The 14,454-nt window shown below is 70.1% G+C and carries 13 protein-coding genes; 4 read left to right on the top strand and 9 right to left on the bottom strand.

Annotated features, from left to right (window positions below):
* Nucleotides 1-46 precede the first annotated feature (46 nt).
* The 5 genes from BHS09_RS03690 to BHS09_RS03670 all read right to left on the bottom strand — a co-directional run bounded on the left by BHS09_RS03690 (nt 47) and on the right by BHS09_RS03670 (nt 4,064).
* Nucleotides 47-871 (bottom strand): hypothetical protein, encoded by an 825-nt coding sequence (locus BHS09_RS03690; RefSeq protein ID WP_140787267.1) that lies wholly within the window; start codon nt 869-871, stop codon nt 47-49.
* A gap of 5 nt (nt 872-876) precedes the next feature.
* The gene (locus tag BHS09_RS03685) at nt 877-1,242 is read right to left on the bottom strand and encodes a response regulator (protein WP_140787265.1); all 366 of its coding nucleotides are present in this window, start codon (nt 1,240-1,242) and stop codon (nt 877-879) included.
* A 28-nt stretch (nt 1,243-1,270) separates the two neighbouring features.
* Nucleotides 1,271-2,746: a DUF7125 family protein gene (locus tag BHS09_RS03680; protein ID WP_140787263.1), complete on the bottom strand. Its 1,476-nt coding sequence runs from the start codon at nt 2,744-2,746 to the stop codon at nt 1,271-1,273.
* Between the two features lie 87 nt (nt 2,747-2,833).
* On the bottom strand, nt 2,834-3,187 hold the full coding sequence (locus tag BHS09_RS03675) for a DUF3703 domain-containing protein (protein ID WP_237078021.1): 354 nt from the start codon (nt 3,185-3,187) through the stop codon (nt 2,834-2,836).
* 64 nt (nt 3,188-3,251) lie between these two features.
* On the bottom strand, nt 3,252-4,064 hold the full coding sequence (locus BHS09_RS03670; RefSeq protein ID WP_237080179.1) for a helix-turn-helix domain-containing protein: 813 nt from the start codon (nt 4,062-4,064) through the stop codon (nt 3,252-3,254).
* A gap of 220 nt (nt 4,065-4,284) precedes the next feature.
* Between BHS09_RS03670 and BHS09_RS03665 the strand changes: the two genes are divergently transcribed.
* Complete coding sequence (locus tag BHS09_RS03665) at nt 4,285-5,826, top strand: PAS domain-containing sensor histidine kinase (protein ID WP_140787258.1); 1,542 nt, start codon at nt 4,285-4,287, stop codon at nt 5,824-5,826.
* A gap of 6 nt (nt 5,827-5,832) precedes the next feature.
* Here the strand turns inward: BHS09_RS03665 and BHS09_RS03660 are convergent, their stop codons facing one another.
* Nucleotides 5,833-7,956: an FUSC family protein gene (locus tag BHS09_RS03660; protein WP_140787257.1), complete on the bottom strand. Its 2,124-nt coding sequence runs from the start codon at nt 7,954-7,956 to the stop codon at nt 5,833-5,835.
* Between the two features lie 177 nt (nt 7,957-8,133).
* Between BHS09_RS03660 and BHS09_RS03655 the strand changes: the two genes are divergently transcribed.
* From BHS09_RS03655 to BHS09_RS03645, 3 genes are all read left to right on the top strand, one after another.
* Complete coding sequence (locus BHS09_RS03655; RefSeq protein WP_140787255.1) at nt 8,134-9,477, top strand: short-chain fatty acid transporter; 1,344 nt, start codon at nt 8,134-8,136, stop codon at nt 9,475-9,477.
* Between the two features lie 82 nt (nt 9,478-9,559).
* On the top strand, nt 9,560-10,060 hold the full coding sequence (locus tag BHS09_RS03650) for a hypothetical protein (RefSeq protein ID WP_140797180.1): 501 nt from the start codon (nt 9,560-9,562) through the stop codon (nt 10,058-10,060).
* A gap of 512 nt (nt 10,061-10,572) precedes the next feature.
* On the top strand, nt 10,573-11,766 hold the full coding sequence (locus BHS09_RS03645; RefSeq protein WP_237080178.1) for a hypothetical protein: 1,194 nt from the start codon (nt 10,573-10,575) through the stop codon (nt 11,764-11,766).
* Nucleotides 11,767-11,793: 27 nt separating this feature from the next.
* On the opposite strand, the gene BHS09_RS03640 is transcribed toward BHS09_RS03645, so the two are convergent.
* The 3 genes from BHS09_RS03640 to BHS09_RS03630 form a co-directional block, all read right to left on the bottom strand.
* Entirely contained in the window at nt 11,794-12,603 is an 810-nt protein-coding gene (locus BHS09_RS03640) for a metallophosphoesterase family protein (protein WP_140787250.1), read from the bottom strand.
* A gap of 103 nt (nt 12,604-12,706) precedes the next feature.
* A complete protein-coding gene (locus BHS09_RS03635) occupies nt 12,707-13,270 on the bottom strand; it encodes a hypothetical protein (protein ID WP_237080177.1) in 564 nt (187 codons plus the stop codon).
* Nucleotides 13,271-13,459: 189 nt separating this feature from the next.
* The gene (locus BHS09_RS03630) at nt 13,460-14,410 is read right to left on the bottom strand and encodes an alpha/beta hydrolase (RefSeq protein WP_140797178.1); all 951 of its coding nucleotides are present in this window, start codon (nt 14,408-14,410) and stop codon (nt 13,460-13,462) included.
* Nucleotides 14,411-14,454 lie beyond the last annotated feature (44 nt).

Raw genomic sequence — 14,454 nt, 5'->3', positions numbered from 1 at the left:
CACCCGGCGTGACAGTCCGGTGCGCTCGCCGACAGAGCAGACAGGCTCAGTGACGGACGCGGGGCGCGGGCGCGCGGACGCGCACCTGCATCTGCTCGTCTCCGGCCACGACGCTGCTGAGCACTTCGCGCTGCTCCGGTGACAGCCGGGCCACGGCGCGCAATGACGCTACCAGCACCAGGGACTCCAGCGGAGACGGCACGCTGATGCCGTCCGGCCCCGTCTTCAGGGGCAACGGCAGGCGCGGCGCGCGCCCCGCGGCGGTGAGCGCGTCCACGGCATACGAAGGAGATGTGTCCAGCGTGACGGCAATCGCGGGAAGGCTGGTGGCGGCGTCACCCTGGCCACGCGCCTGCATCTCCATCAGCATCTGCAGCGCGCCCGGCTTGAAGTACAGCGCCAGTCCCGCGCGCCCGTCTCCCATGTGGAAGACACACCCCTCGAAGGTGTGGTTCATCGGCCCGGTGACGGCCACCTCGAAGGGCTGGCTGTCATCCCAATGCGTCCAGGGCCGCGCATCCCAGTACTCCGTCGACGCCTGCACGAAGAGCAGCGCCTTGTCCGAGCCAAGCCCGGACAAGCCTCGCTGCCCCCACGCCACGAAGGTAGCGATGGCCGCGCAGGAAGACAGCGCCTGCGGCGAAGGCTCCGCCACGGCGAGCCCCAGCTCCGCGCCCGCGGCGGCCAGCGCCGGCTCGCAGCGAACCTCCGCCGCGTCCACTCCTTCCAGCAGGGCCCGCAGCCCGGCCCCGTCATCCGATTCGAAGACGGGCGCGGCGGGCTCTCCGGCATCGGAGATACGCAGATACACCTGTACCTGCGTGTTGCCCTGGCTGAGTGGCACAGGGCCCAGCTTGAGCAGGTAGAACATGGGGCTCAGCCTTGCTTTCCGTCCAGGGCCTTGCGGACCTGTCGCATCAGCGCGTGGATGTCGAAGGGCTTCTGGAGGAACGGCATGCCGGGATACAGATGCCGCAGCGAGGACACGTCCACCGCGCTCATCCCCATGAGTGATACATCTTTGTAGGCCGGTTCAGCCCGGATGCGCGCGATGAGGGCCGGTCCGTCCAGGACGGGCATCATCCAGTCAGTGAGGACCAGGTCCGGCCGGAGCTCCGCCATCCGCTCCAGCGCCTCACGTCCGTGAGAGGCCGTCAGAACGCGGTAGCCCTCCTCTCGAAGGAGGTCCGCCAGGGCTTCCAGGATGCCCTGCTCGTCATCCACCACCAGGACCGTCTCCATACGGGTGGTACTACTCCTCGACGTTCGTTCAGAAATGGCCAGCGCCCGGATGCCGGGCAAGTCCCGTGAGCAAGGTATCCACAGCGACACTGAAGGGGGGCAGCACCTCGATTCCCTGGGGGGTGACGACGAACTCCCTCAGGGTGGGGTCATAGTGGGTGTCACGCATCTTGAAGATGCTCAGCAGCTTGCGCAGGCGGCCTTCAAGCTCGACATGTCTCAGGAAAAAGAGGTTCTCCGCTACAGCGGAAGGGCCGACCTCCATCGGGACGTCCAGCACCGGACCGAAGAGCCGCGGTGTCTCCATGCCGAAGAGGGTGGTGGTCCCCGTGCAACGCAGCTCCTGGGTGAGGGCCGCGAAGAACGAATTGATGCGCGCGGGCTCGGGCGAGGCCTGCTGCATGGCGCTGAGCCCGTCCACGAACACCCGCTTCACGTTGCGCCGCCGCACGACCGACAGGAGCTGGTCCGCCAGCACATCGAGAATGCATTCGGAAGGCGGCTGCCAGATGAAGCTGAGCCGTCCGTCCGCCATGGCGCCGCCCATATCGATGCCCGCGGATGCCACCTTGCCCAGCAGCCGGTTGGGGGGCTCGTAGAAGCCCATGTAGAGGCAGTGCTCACCCTGCTTCAGCCCCTCCGCCAGGAAGCTGCTGCCCAGCAGCGTCTTGCCCGCGCCAGGCGGACCGAGCACCAGGGAGGTGGACCCCGCCGCCAACCCCTCCGGGAAGAGCGCGTCCAGGGATGGAACACCCAAGTGGAGGCGATGGGCGCCCGGGTCCGGCGGCGGCGTGCGCTGGACGCGTGACTCCAACCGGGGAAAGACCTCCAGACCGTCGCTGGTGATGCGGAAGGAGTGGACGCCGTGGAGCGTGGCGCTCCCCCGGAACTTGCGCACCTGCAGCTCGCGCCAGGAACGCACGCCCTGGGTGCGCTCGCGCAGCTCCAGGATGCCATCCACCATGGTGTATTCCGGATGGACGGCGGGACCGTTGGCGCTGGTGAGCAGCAGCGCCGTGAAGCGCGTCAGCCCGGCGGCGACCTGAAGCTCGTGGATGAACTTCTTGAAGTCGCGGCTGCTGCCGGCCGCCTCCTGCGCCTGCACCAGGCCGTCCAGCACCAGGATGCTCGCGTTGTGGTTGCGCACCTCGCGCCGCAAGAGCTCCAACAACCCCGGCAGCCCCTGCTCCTCCAGCGTGCGGAAGCCGCTGACGTAGTAGACGCCCTCGGGCAGCAGCGCCGAGTCGAAGAAGGCCATGTCCCGCATGTTGGCCAGCATGCGAGCGTGGGACTCCGCGAGCAGCGTGACATACAGACACCGCGCGCCAGCGCGCCCCTGGTGATAGCAGAGCTGGTTGGCGAAGAGGGTCTTCCCCGCGCCCGGCTCCCCCACGACGATGTAGACACCCGACGACACGAGGCCGCCGCCCAGCACGGCGTCAAGCCCAGGCACGCCAGTCGATACGCGTGCGTCCTGCCGTGCGGGTTGCTCGGAAGAGGACATGATGTCCGTTCCATACCGTAATTCGCCCCAGCGCGCGCCTCGGAATGCGAGAAGAGAGCCGCGCGGGCCGTGAACGACGGAAGGGCCTCAGCGGTCGGCGTCCAGCAGGGCGCGCAGGTCGTCGGGAATGGGCATGGGCGTGAGGATGCCCACGTTCGCGCCACCGGTGTTTCCCAACGGCGCCCGCCCGAGCCATGAGCCCGGCGCGGCGACCAGCAGCCGCACCACCTGCCCCACCCACTCCGCGGCGTTCCGCCGGCGCCACCCGAACCCCAGCATGCGCCAGTGCACCCGCACGTGAGGGCCCGCGTGGGCCTGGCTGAGGACGTGGGCCCGCTCGAGGTGCCGCCAGGCACGCACATGCTCCGAACGCGACTCCGCTTCATGGGCCTCGCGCAGCTCCGCTTCGAAAGCGGCGCGCAGCTTCGCCTTCATCGACATGGATTCTTCCCGGTCATGTCGCCACCTTCGCGTCACGAAGCCCCCGCCGGCTTGTAAGAACGCGCTATCGCGAGGGCGGGCGCACCCACTCCACCACCCCGGCAATCTCCGAGGGCTTGAGGCCGAAGGTGCGGCGGAAGGCGTGGTTCAGGTGCGCGCTGTCTGTGAAGCCCGCGGCGTGCGCGGCCTCGGTGAGGGACGCGCCTTGTTGCAGGTGCCCGGCGGCCCGGTGCAGGCGCAGCCAGAGGATGTAGGGCCGCAAGGGGAAGCCCACCTGCGCGCTGAACAGATGCGACAGCCGGCCCACCGACAAGCCCACGCGCGGAGCGAGCGTGGCCAGCCGCACGTCTTCATCCAGCGCCTCTGGCAGCAGCCGCAGCAGCTTCTTCACCGCGGGGTGGGTGGGCTTCGCGACGCCCGCGTCGGCTTGGAGCTCACGCAGCAGTGCCTGCGTCTGCGCCTCGGCCTCCGCCCAGCGCACCGGCAACCGGTCGATGCCACAAGCCCTCAAACGCTCGCCCGCCGCGCCCCACGCGGCTGCGTCCGCGCCAATGCCCAGCGTCGCCAGCCGGCGGCCCACCAGGTCCTCCGCGGGGACGTGGAGCAGCACCGTGGCCAGGGCGCCTTCAACGATGGCGTGCTCGGCGTCCGGAGGAACGACGGCCGCCTGGCATTCGACCTCCTGCTGACGGGCGTCGCGCAGGCGCACCCGCGCGTCCAGGGACAGCAGGACCTGGAAGGTGGGGTGGGCATGCGGGTCCGTCGGAGCGAGTGGCCCCGCGTACATCAAGCGCCGGGGGCCGAAGAAGACGCGCCCCAGCCAACGGTCCTCACGGGATGACTTCGCTCGGGCACGGGTGGGGCGAGGAGGCGTCATGGGGCGGGCTCGGTGCGCCATCATCGCATGTCTCCGCCTGTGCATTCCCCGCGCGGAAGCAAGGCCTTGCACCGGGGCGCCCCGGCCTGCCCGGCCCCGGAGATTTGGCGGACGATGCACCACTGGCCGTAAGGGGCCGGTGGCGCCGGGCTCCCCGGGTGTATTGATTGAAGGGGCCTGAGACACGGGAGAGCCCCCGCTCCAGGGGAGGGAGCGCGCCATGTCGGAGAGGGAGCCGGGCCTGGACGCAGCCGGGGTCGTCAGCCCCCCTGCCCGGAGTGGACATGACACGCTGGTCGACAACGTCGATGGCATCGTCTGGGAGGCAGACCCCGCCATCCGCTTCATCTTCGTCAGCAAGCAGGCGGAGCGGCTGCTCGGCTATCCGGTGGAGCAGTGGCTCACGGAGCCCGACTTCTGGGTGGAGCACCTGCATCCGGACGACAGGGACTGGGCCTCCACCTACTGCCGCTCCGCGGTGGAGCAATGCCTTCCCCACGAATTCGAATACCGGATGCTGGCCGCGGACGGCCGCATCGTCTGGCTGCGTGACATCGTCACCGTGCTGTCCAAGGACGGCCACGCCCACCGGCTTCACGGCCTCATGGTGGACGTCACCGAGCAGCATCAGGCCCAGGAGCGGCTGGAGCAGACGGTGTCCCTGCTGGAGGCCACGCTCGACTCGACGGCGGACGGACTGCTGGTGGTCGACCGGGACGGACACATCACCGCCTGCAACCGCCAGTTCGAGCAACTCTGGGGACTGACGGGACTGGCGGCCTGCACGCACGACGCGACGTTGCTCGCGGCCGTGCGCGAGAAGCTGAAGGCCCCGGACGCCTTCCTCTCGCGGGTCCAGGCCCTGTACGAGGAGCCATGGCAGGAGAGCTTCGGCATCATCGAACTGCGCGACGGCCGCATCCTGGAGCACTACTCCCTGCCCCAGCGGTGGCGCGGGCTCATCACCGGCCGCGTCTGGAGCTTCCGCGACATCACCGAGCGCGTGCACGCACAGCGCACGCAGGAGCGGCTGCTGGACGAGGCGCACGAGGCCATTCGCGTGCGCGACGACTTCCTCTCCATCGCCGCCCACGAGCTCAAGACGCCCCTGACGCCGCTGCGCCTCCACCTGGAGCTGCTGAAGCGGACGCTGACGGCCAAGGAGCCCATCGCACCGGAGCGCGTGGACAAGGCCATGGCGCAGGTGCACCGCCTGTCCGCGCTGGTCAATGACTTGGTGGACGCCTCCAGCGTGGAGGCGGGCCGGCTGAAGCTGCAACGTGAGCCCGTGTCGCTCCTGGAACTGGCGAACGAGGCGTGCTCGGAGTTCCGCGCCCTCAGCGCGGAGCATGCCTTCACGTGCGAGCTTCCCCAGGAGGACCTCCTCGTCATGGGCGACCGGGGCCGGCTGTCGCAGGTGCTGGCCAACCTCCTGGAGAACGCCGTCAAATACAGCCCGCTGGGCGGCACCGTGCGCGTCTCCCTGTCTCATGCGGACGGCAACGCCGTGCTCAGCGTGGCGGACGGCGGCATCGGCATCTCCCAGGAGGAGCAGGCGCACCTCTTCGACCGCTTCTTCCGCGCGAGCAACGCGCCCGTGTCCGGCTTCGGGGGCCTGGGCCTGGGGCTCTACATCTGCCGGGACATCATCGAACGGCACGGCGGCCACATCTGCGTGGACAGCGAGCCGGGCCGAGGCTCCACGTTCCATGTCTCGCTGCCCGTGCTCACCGCGACGGCGCAGCGGGAGGCCCATCCCTGACGCGGGTCACCGCAGGACGGTGCCACTGCTGAGCCGTGACACGGCGCCGTGCAGCATGCCCAGCTGGCGGGGCACCCTTTCGAGCAACGCGCCGAAGACGGGGTCATCCGTCTTGCATGACACCTTCAACGGCGGCAGGGGCGGCGGCACGCGCCGGTCCCTGAGCGCGTCCGCGAGTTCGTCGAGCGCGCGCCCCGCCTGGTGCGCCAGCTGCTTCAACTGGCCGGGGACCTCCGCCTCCGGCCGCTCCATGCCCAGGGCCGTCACCACGGTGGCGAAGCGGCGCGCATAGGTGATGACGGCCATGCCTGACTCGAGCTGCTGGGGCGGGCCGTGGTACTCGGCGGTGAGCCGCTCGAAGGAGGCCTCCGCGTCCAGCAGCGCCAGTCCGAAGGTGCGCCGCGCGGCGCCCACCTCGGGCCGGGTGCCGCTGCGTCGGGAGATGACCTCGCGCAGGTATTCACCATCCGCGCGTAACGCGGCCGCCGCGGCTTCTGGGAAGCGGCGGCGCTCCGGCATGGGCCACAGCAGCCACGCGCCCATCAGCGCCAGCGCGCAGGCCACCAGCACGCCCAGCGCGCGCTGGCCGGCGAGGCTCCAGTCCCCCGAGCTCAACGTGGCCAGCAGCAGGTAGTCGGGCGTGAGCAGAATCTGGAAGGCACCGAAGTTGATGGGCAGCAGGGACACCGACACCGCCGTGAGCAGGACGATGACGGCGAGCAGCGCGGAGGGGGAATGCACGCGCGTGGCAATCACCGCCGCCAGGCATGCGCCCAGCAGCGTCCCGCCGACGCGCTGGAGCGCGCGCTCCTCGGTGATGGCCGAATACGGTTGGAGGATGGCGATGACGGTGAGGCTCACCCAGTGGGCGTCGCGGATGCCCAGCGCCCGCGTCACCACCAGCGCCGTCGTCGCCACCAGCCCCACGCGCAGCGCGTGCCGGAAGACGAGCGAGTCGGAGCGGAGGTGGTCGCGAAGCGGGGCCAGCCACGAGCGCGCGCGCCGCTGCTCATGGCCCACCACGCTCCGCCCGCGGTCGGACACCGGGTCGCCATGGAGCAGGCCCGCGGCCGTCTCGTGCGCCACTCCCGCCAGTTCCCGCAGCTTCCCGAAGAGCGCCTCCACGTGGATGGACAGCGGGTCCTCGCGGCTCCGGATGCCTGGAGCGGGCCGGTAGTGCCGTCTGCGCGAGCGAGGCACCATCCGGGGCGCGCGCGGGACGCCCTCATTGCGCTCGCGCACCAGCACCTGCTCCACCCAGCTCGCCATGGCCGCGTAGGCGTCACACAGCGAGTCCACGCGCGCGCGCAGCGGCAGGAAGCGGGGCTCGCGCACGGCCGCCTCCATGGCCTCGGCCAGGGCGATGAGCTGGGCGGACATCGGCTCGCACGTCTCGAGCAACACGAGCAGGTGCTCGCCCCGCCGGGACTTGCCCAGATTGCTGCCGCGCATGGCCCCCAGCGTGGCGCGCGCCTGCTCCATGAGGGGCCGCACGCTCATGTGCCGCTCCGCGGCCTCCACCCACTCCTGGGAACTGGCGCCCTCGCGCGACAGGCGGCCCAAATCCCAGCACGCCTCCGCCAGCTCCCGGTACACGCGCGCGATGGCCCTCCGCGCCGGGCGGTAGGGCCGCAAGGGCCACAGCACCAGGGACAGCATCATGGCCCACAGGCCGCCGAAGAGCAGCCAGAAGGCGCGGGCCAGCGCGGCATCCACGCCCACCGCGGGCGCGCCCAGCGACACGACGAAGATGACCGCGAGCTGCCCGCCGACGGAGCCCGCCGTCTCTCCGTAGCTCCGCGCGAAGGCCGCCGCCGTCACCCCCAGCCACATCAGGGACACGTCCAGCCACGGCGTGGACCCGCCCGGGGCGCCCAGCGCGCCCACCAGCGCACCCAGCAGCGTCACCGCGCCCAGCTCCTTCGCGCGCGTCCGGTACGAGCCGCCTTTGTCCGCCAGTGAGACCAGGAGGCCGGACAAGCCCCCCCAGCTCGCATCCTTCACGCCCAGCAGGAACGCGAGGACCAGGGGCACGGCGGTGGCCAGCGCGGTCCGCAAGCCCGCGCCAATGGCGGGCTTTCCTGGCCGGACGCGGAGGACGGAGCGCAGGTGTCTCAGCAGTCGGCGCATCCTGGAGCGTTGACACCGTGCGGCGCGGAAGGAACCTCCGCCCTCCCTCTCCGGGCACCCCCGCGGCCAGGGGAGCCGGCGCGCCCGGGCTCGTGCGGCCAGGACTCGCGGCGGGATTGCGCCACCGGCGCGCCGCGCATGCCGTAACGTGCCGGCCCTGCCAAGGAGCGACACCTCGTGGAGACCCTTGTCCGAATCGCGGAGAGCCTCGGCCGCTTCTCTTCGCGCTTCGTCCCCAGTGCGTTCGCCATCGCCGTCCTGCTCACGCTGCTCACCATGGCGCTGGCCACCGGCTGGGCCGGCGCCGCGCCGCCCGCCGTGCTGGATGCCTGGGGCGGCGGTTTCTGGGAGCTGCTCGGCTTCTCCATGCAGATGGCGCTGGTGATGTTCACCGGCTACCTGCTGGCCCTCACCGGCCCGGTGCGCGCGCTGCTGGAGCGCGCGGCGCGGGTGCCCCGCACGCCTCGGGGCGCGGTGGCGTGGATGGCCTTCGTCTCCATGGCCCTGGCCTACGTCAACTGGGGCCTGTCCCTGGTGGCCAGCGCCATGCTGGTGCGCTTCATGGTGAAGCGCCGGCCGGACGTGGACTACCGGCTGCTGGTGGCGTGCGCGTACTTCGGACTGGGCGCCACCTGGCACTCGGGCCTGTCCGCCTCCGCGCCGCTGCTGGTGGCCACGCCGGGCCACTTCCTGGAGAAGAGCCTGGGCGTGCTGCCCATCGACAGGACGCTTTTCTCGCCCTTCAACATCGGCCTCACGCTGGCCGTGGTGGCGGGACTGACGCTGCTGGCGTGGGTGCTGCACCCGAAGCCGGAGAACACCGTCCGCGTGGACCCGGCGGTGCTGGAGTCCCTGGGTGACTTCACCCCGCCCCCGCGCCCCGCCGAGCGCGGCTTCGCCTTGTGGCTGGACCACTCGCGGCTGCTCAACACCGTCATCGGCGTCCTGGGGCTCGTGTGGTTGGCGCGGCACCTGTGGATGAACGGCGGCTGGCGCGCGCTCAACCTCAACGTGGTGAACTTCACCTTCCTGGTGCTGGCGGTGCTGCTGCACGGCACCCCCGCGCGGCTGCTCAAGGCCAGCGAGGAGGCCGGCACCGTGCTGCACGGCATCGTCCTCCAGTTCCCGCTGTACGCGGGCATCTACGGCATCTTCAAGGCCACCGGCCTGACGGAGCGAATCGGCGAGCTGTTCGTGTCGCTGTCCACGCGCGAGACGTTCCCCGCCATCGTCTACCTGTACAGCGGCGTGGTGAACTACTTCGTCCCCTCCGGCGGCTCGAAGTGGGCCATTGAAGCGCCCTACCTCCTGGACGCCGCGACGCGGCTGGGCGTGGCGCCGGAGAAGGTGGTGCTGGCGTATGCGTGGGGTGACATGGCCACCGACCTCATCCAACCCTTCTGGGCGCTGCCGCTGCTGGCCGTGGCGCGCTTGGAGTTCAAGGAACTCCTGGGCTTCCTGCTGGTGGCCTTCCTCGTGTACCTGCCGCTGGTGACGCTGGCCTTCTTCCTCTTCGGCTGAGCGGCGGCGCGGGGTGTGCTAGACCCAGCCTGGCAAGGCGGGCCTGGGGGCCTGCCACATCACGAGAACGAGGGGACTTGAGATGGCGAAGATGCTGACGCGGAGCCTGCTGTGCGCGGTGCTGGGAATGTCGCCGGTGGCCATGGCGCAGGACGCGGAGCCCGCCGCCGCGCAGGTGAAGGCGCCGGACGCGGACGCGGTGCGTGACACCTGGAACTACTTCTACAAGGGCCAGGGCCAGAGCCCCGTGCTGGTGGAGGCCAAGGTCTGCACCGAGGTCGCCAAGGAAGGCCCCAACAAGTACGAGTGCACCACCGAGGTCGGCCCGGAAGGCATCAAGGCCGGCACCAGCGTGATGCTGTGGCAGGCCTACCTGGTGCCGCAGGGCGACTCCGTCGAGGACATCATGGTGCAGTCGAAGCAAGGCGCCGTCGTCCGTGAGACGAAGGACGTGAAGATCAAGGGCGAGGGCTGGCGCGCGCGGCAGTGGACGGGCCTGCGGCTGAACAAGCCTGGCACCTGGACGGTGTCGGTGCTGCGCGGGGACCAGGTGCTGAAGGAGATTCAGGTCAAGGTGCTCTGATTCACCCCTGAAGCAGGTGGAAGCACCCAGCGCCCGCCAGCGGCCCTCAGGCCACCTGGCGGGCGTTCGCTTTGGCGCACCAGGCACACACCTGCCCTCAAGGTCGGGCAGGCCGTCGTTTTTCCTCCGACGTTCCCTGCCGGACAGGGAGTTTTTTCAGCGCACCCGACACCCGCCTCTGTCCCGGGGGCAATGTTCCGCCCGCTTCCAGAGGAGAGCCGACCCGCGACGGCGTCTGGCAATGCCCTTGCACAAGCGCTTCCGCGGTTGAGGGGCAGGGGGTTGTCGGGGCTGGGGTTGGGGGAGAGGCCGGGGCGGGGATGGTGGGGAGGCGGCGATGGGCAATCGGGGTGCTGGCGTTCGGGCTTCTCCTGGCGGGGTGCGGGGAGAGGGCGCACGCGGCAGCCCGCGCTCCGGGCTTGGAGGTGGCGGGGTCGGCTGCAGGTGAGGGCGAGGGGGTCCTGGCGTGGACGCGTCCGCTGGTACTGGGGGACAGCGAAGCGCCACATGCCGTGGTGGCTCCCGACGGGGACGTCCTCGTCGCGGCGACCTACCGTGAGCCTCTGGACCTTGGGGGAGGCCCCCTGCCCTTCAACCACGTATCAAAAGCGCCTCACCTGCTGGTGGCGCGCTTCTCTTCGGAAGGCACCCTGCGCTGGGCGCATGGGCTGACACCGGCGGCAGACACCGCGCGCGCGCACGTGGGCGGGCTCACCGTGGATGGCGAAGGCAACGCGTGGCTGGGCGGCGTCTCCGCCGGCTTCGCGCTGGGCGAGGTGAAAATCCCGCCCGGAGCCTTCCTGGCCCGGCTGTCGCCCCAGGGCGCGCTGGAGCGCGTGCGGAACTTCAACGGCACGGGTGCGCTCACCGTCAATGCGCTCGCGCCGGACGGCACTGGCGGCGTGGTGCTGGTGGGAGACTTCCAGGGCCAACGCGACTTCGGCGACGGCGTGAGGGAATCCCCTCAGGGCCAGCGCTCCGCCTTCGCGGTGAGCCTGGACGCCAGCGGCCAGACGCGCTGGAGCCGCACCTGGGCCGCGGGGGATGAAGGCCTGGTGACGGCCCGGGCCGTGGCGGTGGATGTCTTTGGCGGCGTGCACGTCGCGGGTGCCTATGCGGGCTCCGTCTGCTTTGGCGGGCCGACGCTCGTCACGGTGCGCCAGCGCACGCCTTTCGTGCTGAAGCTGTCTTCAGACGGCGCGCACGCCTGGAGCCGGGACTTGCGTGGCACCGAGGGCACCGCCAATGCCCTGGCGGTGGGCCCCGACCGCGTCTTCGTCGGTGGGAACTTCTCCGGACGCTTCTACTTCCGGGGGAAGCCTCACACCTCCAGCAGCTACCAGGGTTTCGTGACTGTCTTTGATACCCATGGCAAGGAACGTTGGGCGCGCTCCTTCGCGGCCACCGCCACCGCGCTGGCCACGGATGATGCCGGGCAGCTCACCCTGGCGGGCTCGCATGATGGCGGGCTGGATTTGGGCGGCGGCGGCGTGCCCGCGGGCCTCTACGTGGCCAGGTTCCACCCGGAGGACGGCGCTTCGCTCTGGGTGCGCAGCTTCACCAGTCCAAGCCCCACCCTGGCGCGCACGGTGGCGGTGGATGCGAGCGGCCACGCGGTGGCGGCGGGCGCGTTGGCGCGCTCGCTTCCGGAAGGCACGCCCTACCCTCGCCCGCAGGATGGATTCCTTCTCCGCCTGAGGCCCTGAGGGACAGCCAGCGCGGAGCCCGCGACTTCAGCACGTGAGAATCACGGCCCTGCTGTCCACGTTGAGGACTTGAGGCCCCGCGGGCAGCGCCACCAGCGGCGTGTCCCAGTGCGCGTGGCCACAAATCACCAACAGGTCGTCACGGGCCGGCAGGCCCTCCCGGATGGCCGCGCTTCCACGCATGCGCGTTCCAGGCACATCGGGTCCCTGGTGGAGCACCAGCAGCTCCGGGTCCTGCCGTATGACGTCACGAAGGCTCCGGAGAAACGCCTCTTCGTCGCGCCGGCCCGGCTTGTCCGGACGGCCGATGATGCCGCTCACGCCGCCCACCCGAAGCCCATCCACATCCACCACGTCGCCATCGAGCATCTGCTGCTCCGGACGCTGGCGGAAGAACTGCGCCCGCTCGCGCGCAGTGCCAAAGGTGTCGTGATTTCCTGCCACGCCCGCCACCCAGCGGAACTGTCGTCCAAAGGCATCCCATACGGACCGCACGTCCCCTGATGCCCCCCGCACCAGCGCGGTGTCGTCGGAGAACAGGTCCCCCGCCAGCACCACGCCCGTGTGCTCAAGCGGAGGCAACACGCCCTCCGCACTCAAGGATGCGAGCCCATCCGCCAGGACTTCTCCCAGCAGGGCCACCGCGCCTCCCAGCAGCGCGCGAGGCGCCACTCCCTGCAGGTCCGACGTCACCACCAGGGCATCCAGCCCCGCTGGCAATGCGTCGACCTTCCCCTGCAGGAGGGGCAGGTTCTGGGTTTCGGTTCCACCTCTGGGGGCCGCGGAGAGGTAGGGCCACAGGTACAACGGTTCCGCTTCGAGCTTCAGGATTCGCATGGCGCCCAGGGTCGCCCCGGGTAGCGCCTTCCTGACAGCCACGGTTCGCCCCAACTGGGGCCACGACCTCGGGCCCCAGCGAATTGGATACCGCGGGCAGCGATTAGAACAGCCGCAGCAGGGACAGCGAGACGTTCGCCGTGGCGGAGCGCACGCCGCCGAGGATGCACTGAGTCACCCCGGGCACGGACGACACGTCCATCGTCTTGATGGCGAGCGCGTTCTCATACCGGCCGCTGGAGACCCGGCCCAGCAGCGTCACCATCGTCATCCCCACCGGCCGCACATCCACCCCACCGATGAACTCGATGACGCTCTGCGAGCCGTCATTCCAGGTCACGGTGTTCTGGGTGGGCACGCTCGCCATCAGACAGCTCGCCGCGCCGTTCCCGGTGATGGTGAATGAACCAAAGGCAATCCCAGGGTTCGTCGCATCCAGACAGGACGAGAACTGCCCCGAGCCCGTCACGCTCACCGGGCGGGCGAAGAGCGAGATGGCCGGCGCGTAGTTCTGGCTCTGGTTTCCCTGCGCGCACTCGACCAGGGCGAACTCGGGTGGGGGAACCTGCGCGAACGCCGCCGCGGGAGCGACAGTGAACGCCAGCGCGGCAATACCACTCACGCAATTGGCAACAGCGAATGAGGACTTGAGAGACAGGCGCTTCATGACGGCCTCCAATGCAGCGGGGGGGGAGGCGCCAAGATTGAGAGGCAGCCGTCATGCAGCCATTGCCTCGGAGAGCCAGCGCCCGTCATGCGCCTGCCAGTCTTCCCGGCCGGCTCTCAGAAAATGAAAGGCTCGCGAATCTGCGTTGTGGCGGAGGTGCTCGGAGCACCTCCGAGCACCTCGGCCGGCTCAGCTCGCGTGCAACCACTCGCGCAGCTTGGTGGTGGTCAGCTCGATGGCGCCCCGCGTCGCCGGCGTCTGCGCCAGCGCATTGAGCATGACGAAGTCGTGGTGCGTCCCCAGGAAGCGGACCTGGGTGACGTTGACACCCGCCTCGGAGAGCTTCGCCGCGTAGGCCTCACCCTCGTCACGCAGCACGTCGTTCTCATCGGTGATGACCAGCGCGGGAGGCAGCCCCTTGAGCTGGTCCAGTGACGCCCGCAGCGGGGACACATGCGGGTCCACGCGCTTGCCGGCCTCCGGCAGGTAGGCATCCCAGAACCACTTCATCGCCTTGCGCGTCAGCCAAGGCCCCTCCGCGAACTCCTGGTAGGAGCCGTTGTCGAAGTTGGCGTCGGTGACGGGATAGAAGAGCACCTGGAAGCGGATGGACGGGCCACCACGCTCCTTCGCGAGCATGCTGACGACGGTCGCCATGTTCCCCCCGACGCTGTCCCCCACCAGCGCCATGCGGCGGGCGTCCACGTTGAACTCGTCCGGGTGCTCCGCCACGTACTTCGTCGCGGCATAGGCCTCTTCGATGGCCACGGGGAACTTGTTCTCAGGCGAGCGGCCATAGTCCACGAACACCGCGGCGACATTCGCCCCCTTGACCAACTCCCGCACCAGCCGCTCGTGCGTCCTGGCATCTCCCATCACCCAGCCCGCGCCGTGGACGAACATCAGCACCGGCAGGCGCTCCTTGCTCCCCTTCGGCCGGAAGAGCAGCGTCCGGACGGAGCCCCTGGGCCCCACGGGCAGCTTGCGTTCCTCCACGTCCGCGTCCGGCATGGACACTGGAATCGACTGCGCCTTGAGGAGGACTTCCCGCGCCTGCTCTGGCGTCAGGGTGTACAGCGGCGGGCTGTTCGACGCCGCCAGGTCCGAGACGAACTTCTGTGTGGAGGGGTCCAGGTTCATGCGCGCTGCTCCTTGGTCCGGCGCCCAGGGATGGACGCCGCCGG

This window comes from Myxococcus xanthus (assembly GCF_006402735.1).
In the GTDB taxonomy this organism is placed as follows: Bacteria; Myxococcota; Myxococcia; order Myxococcales; family Myxococcaceae; genus Myxococcus; species Myxococcus xanthus_A.
This window is presented reverse-complemented; position numbering and strand designations above follow the sequence as displayed.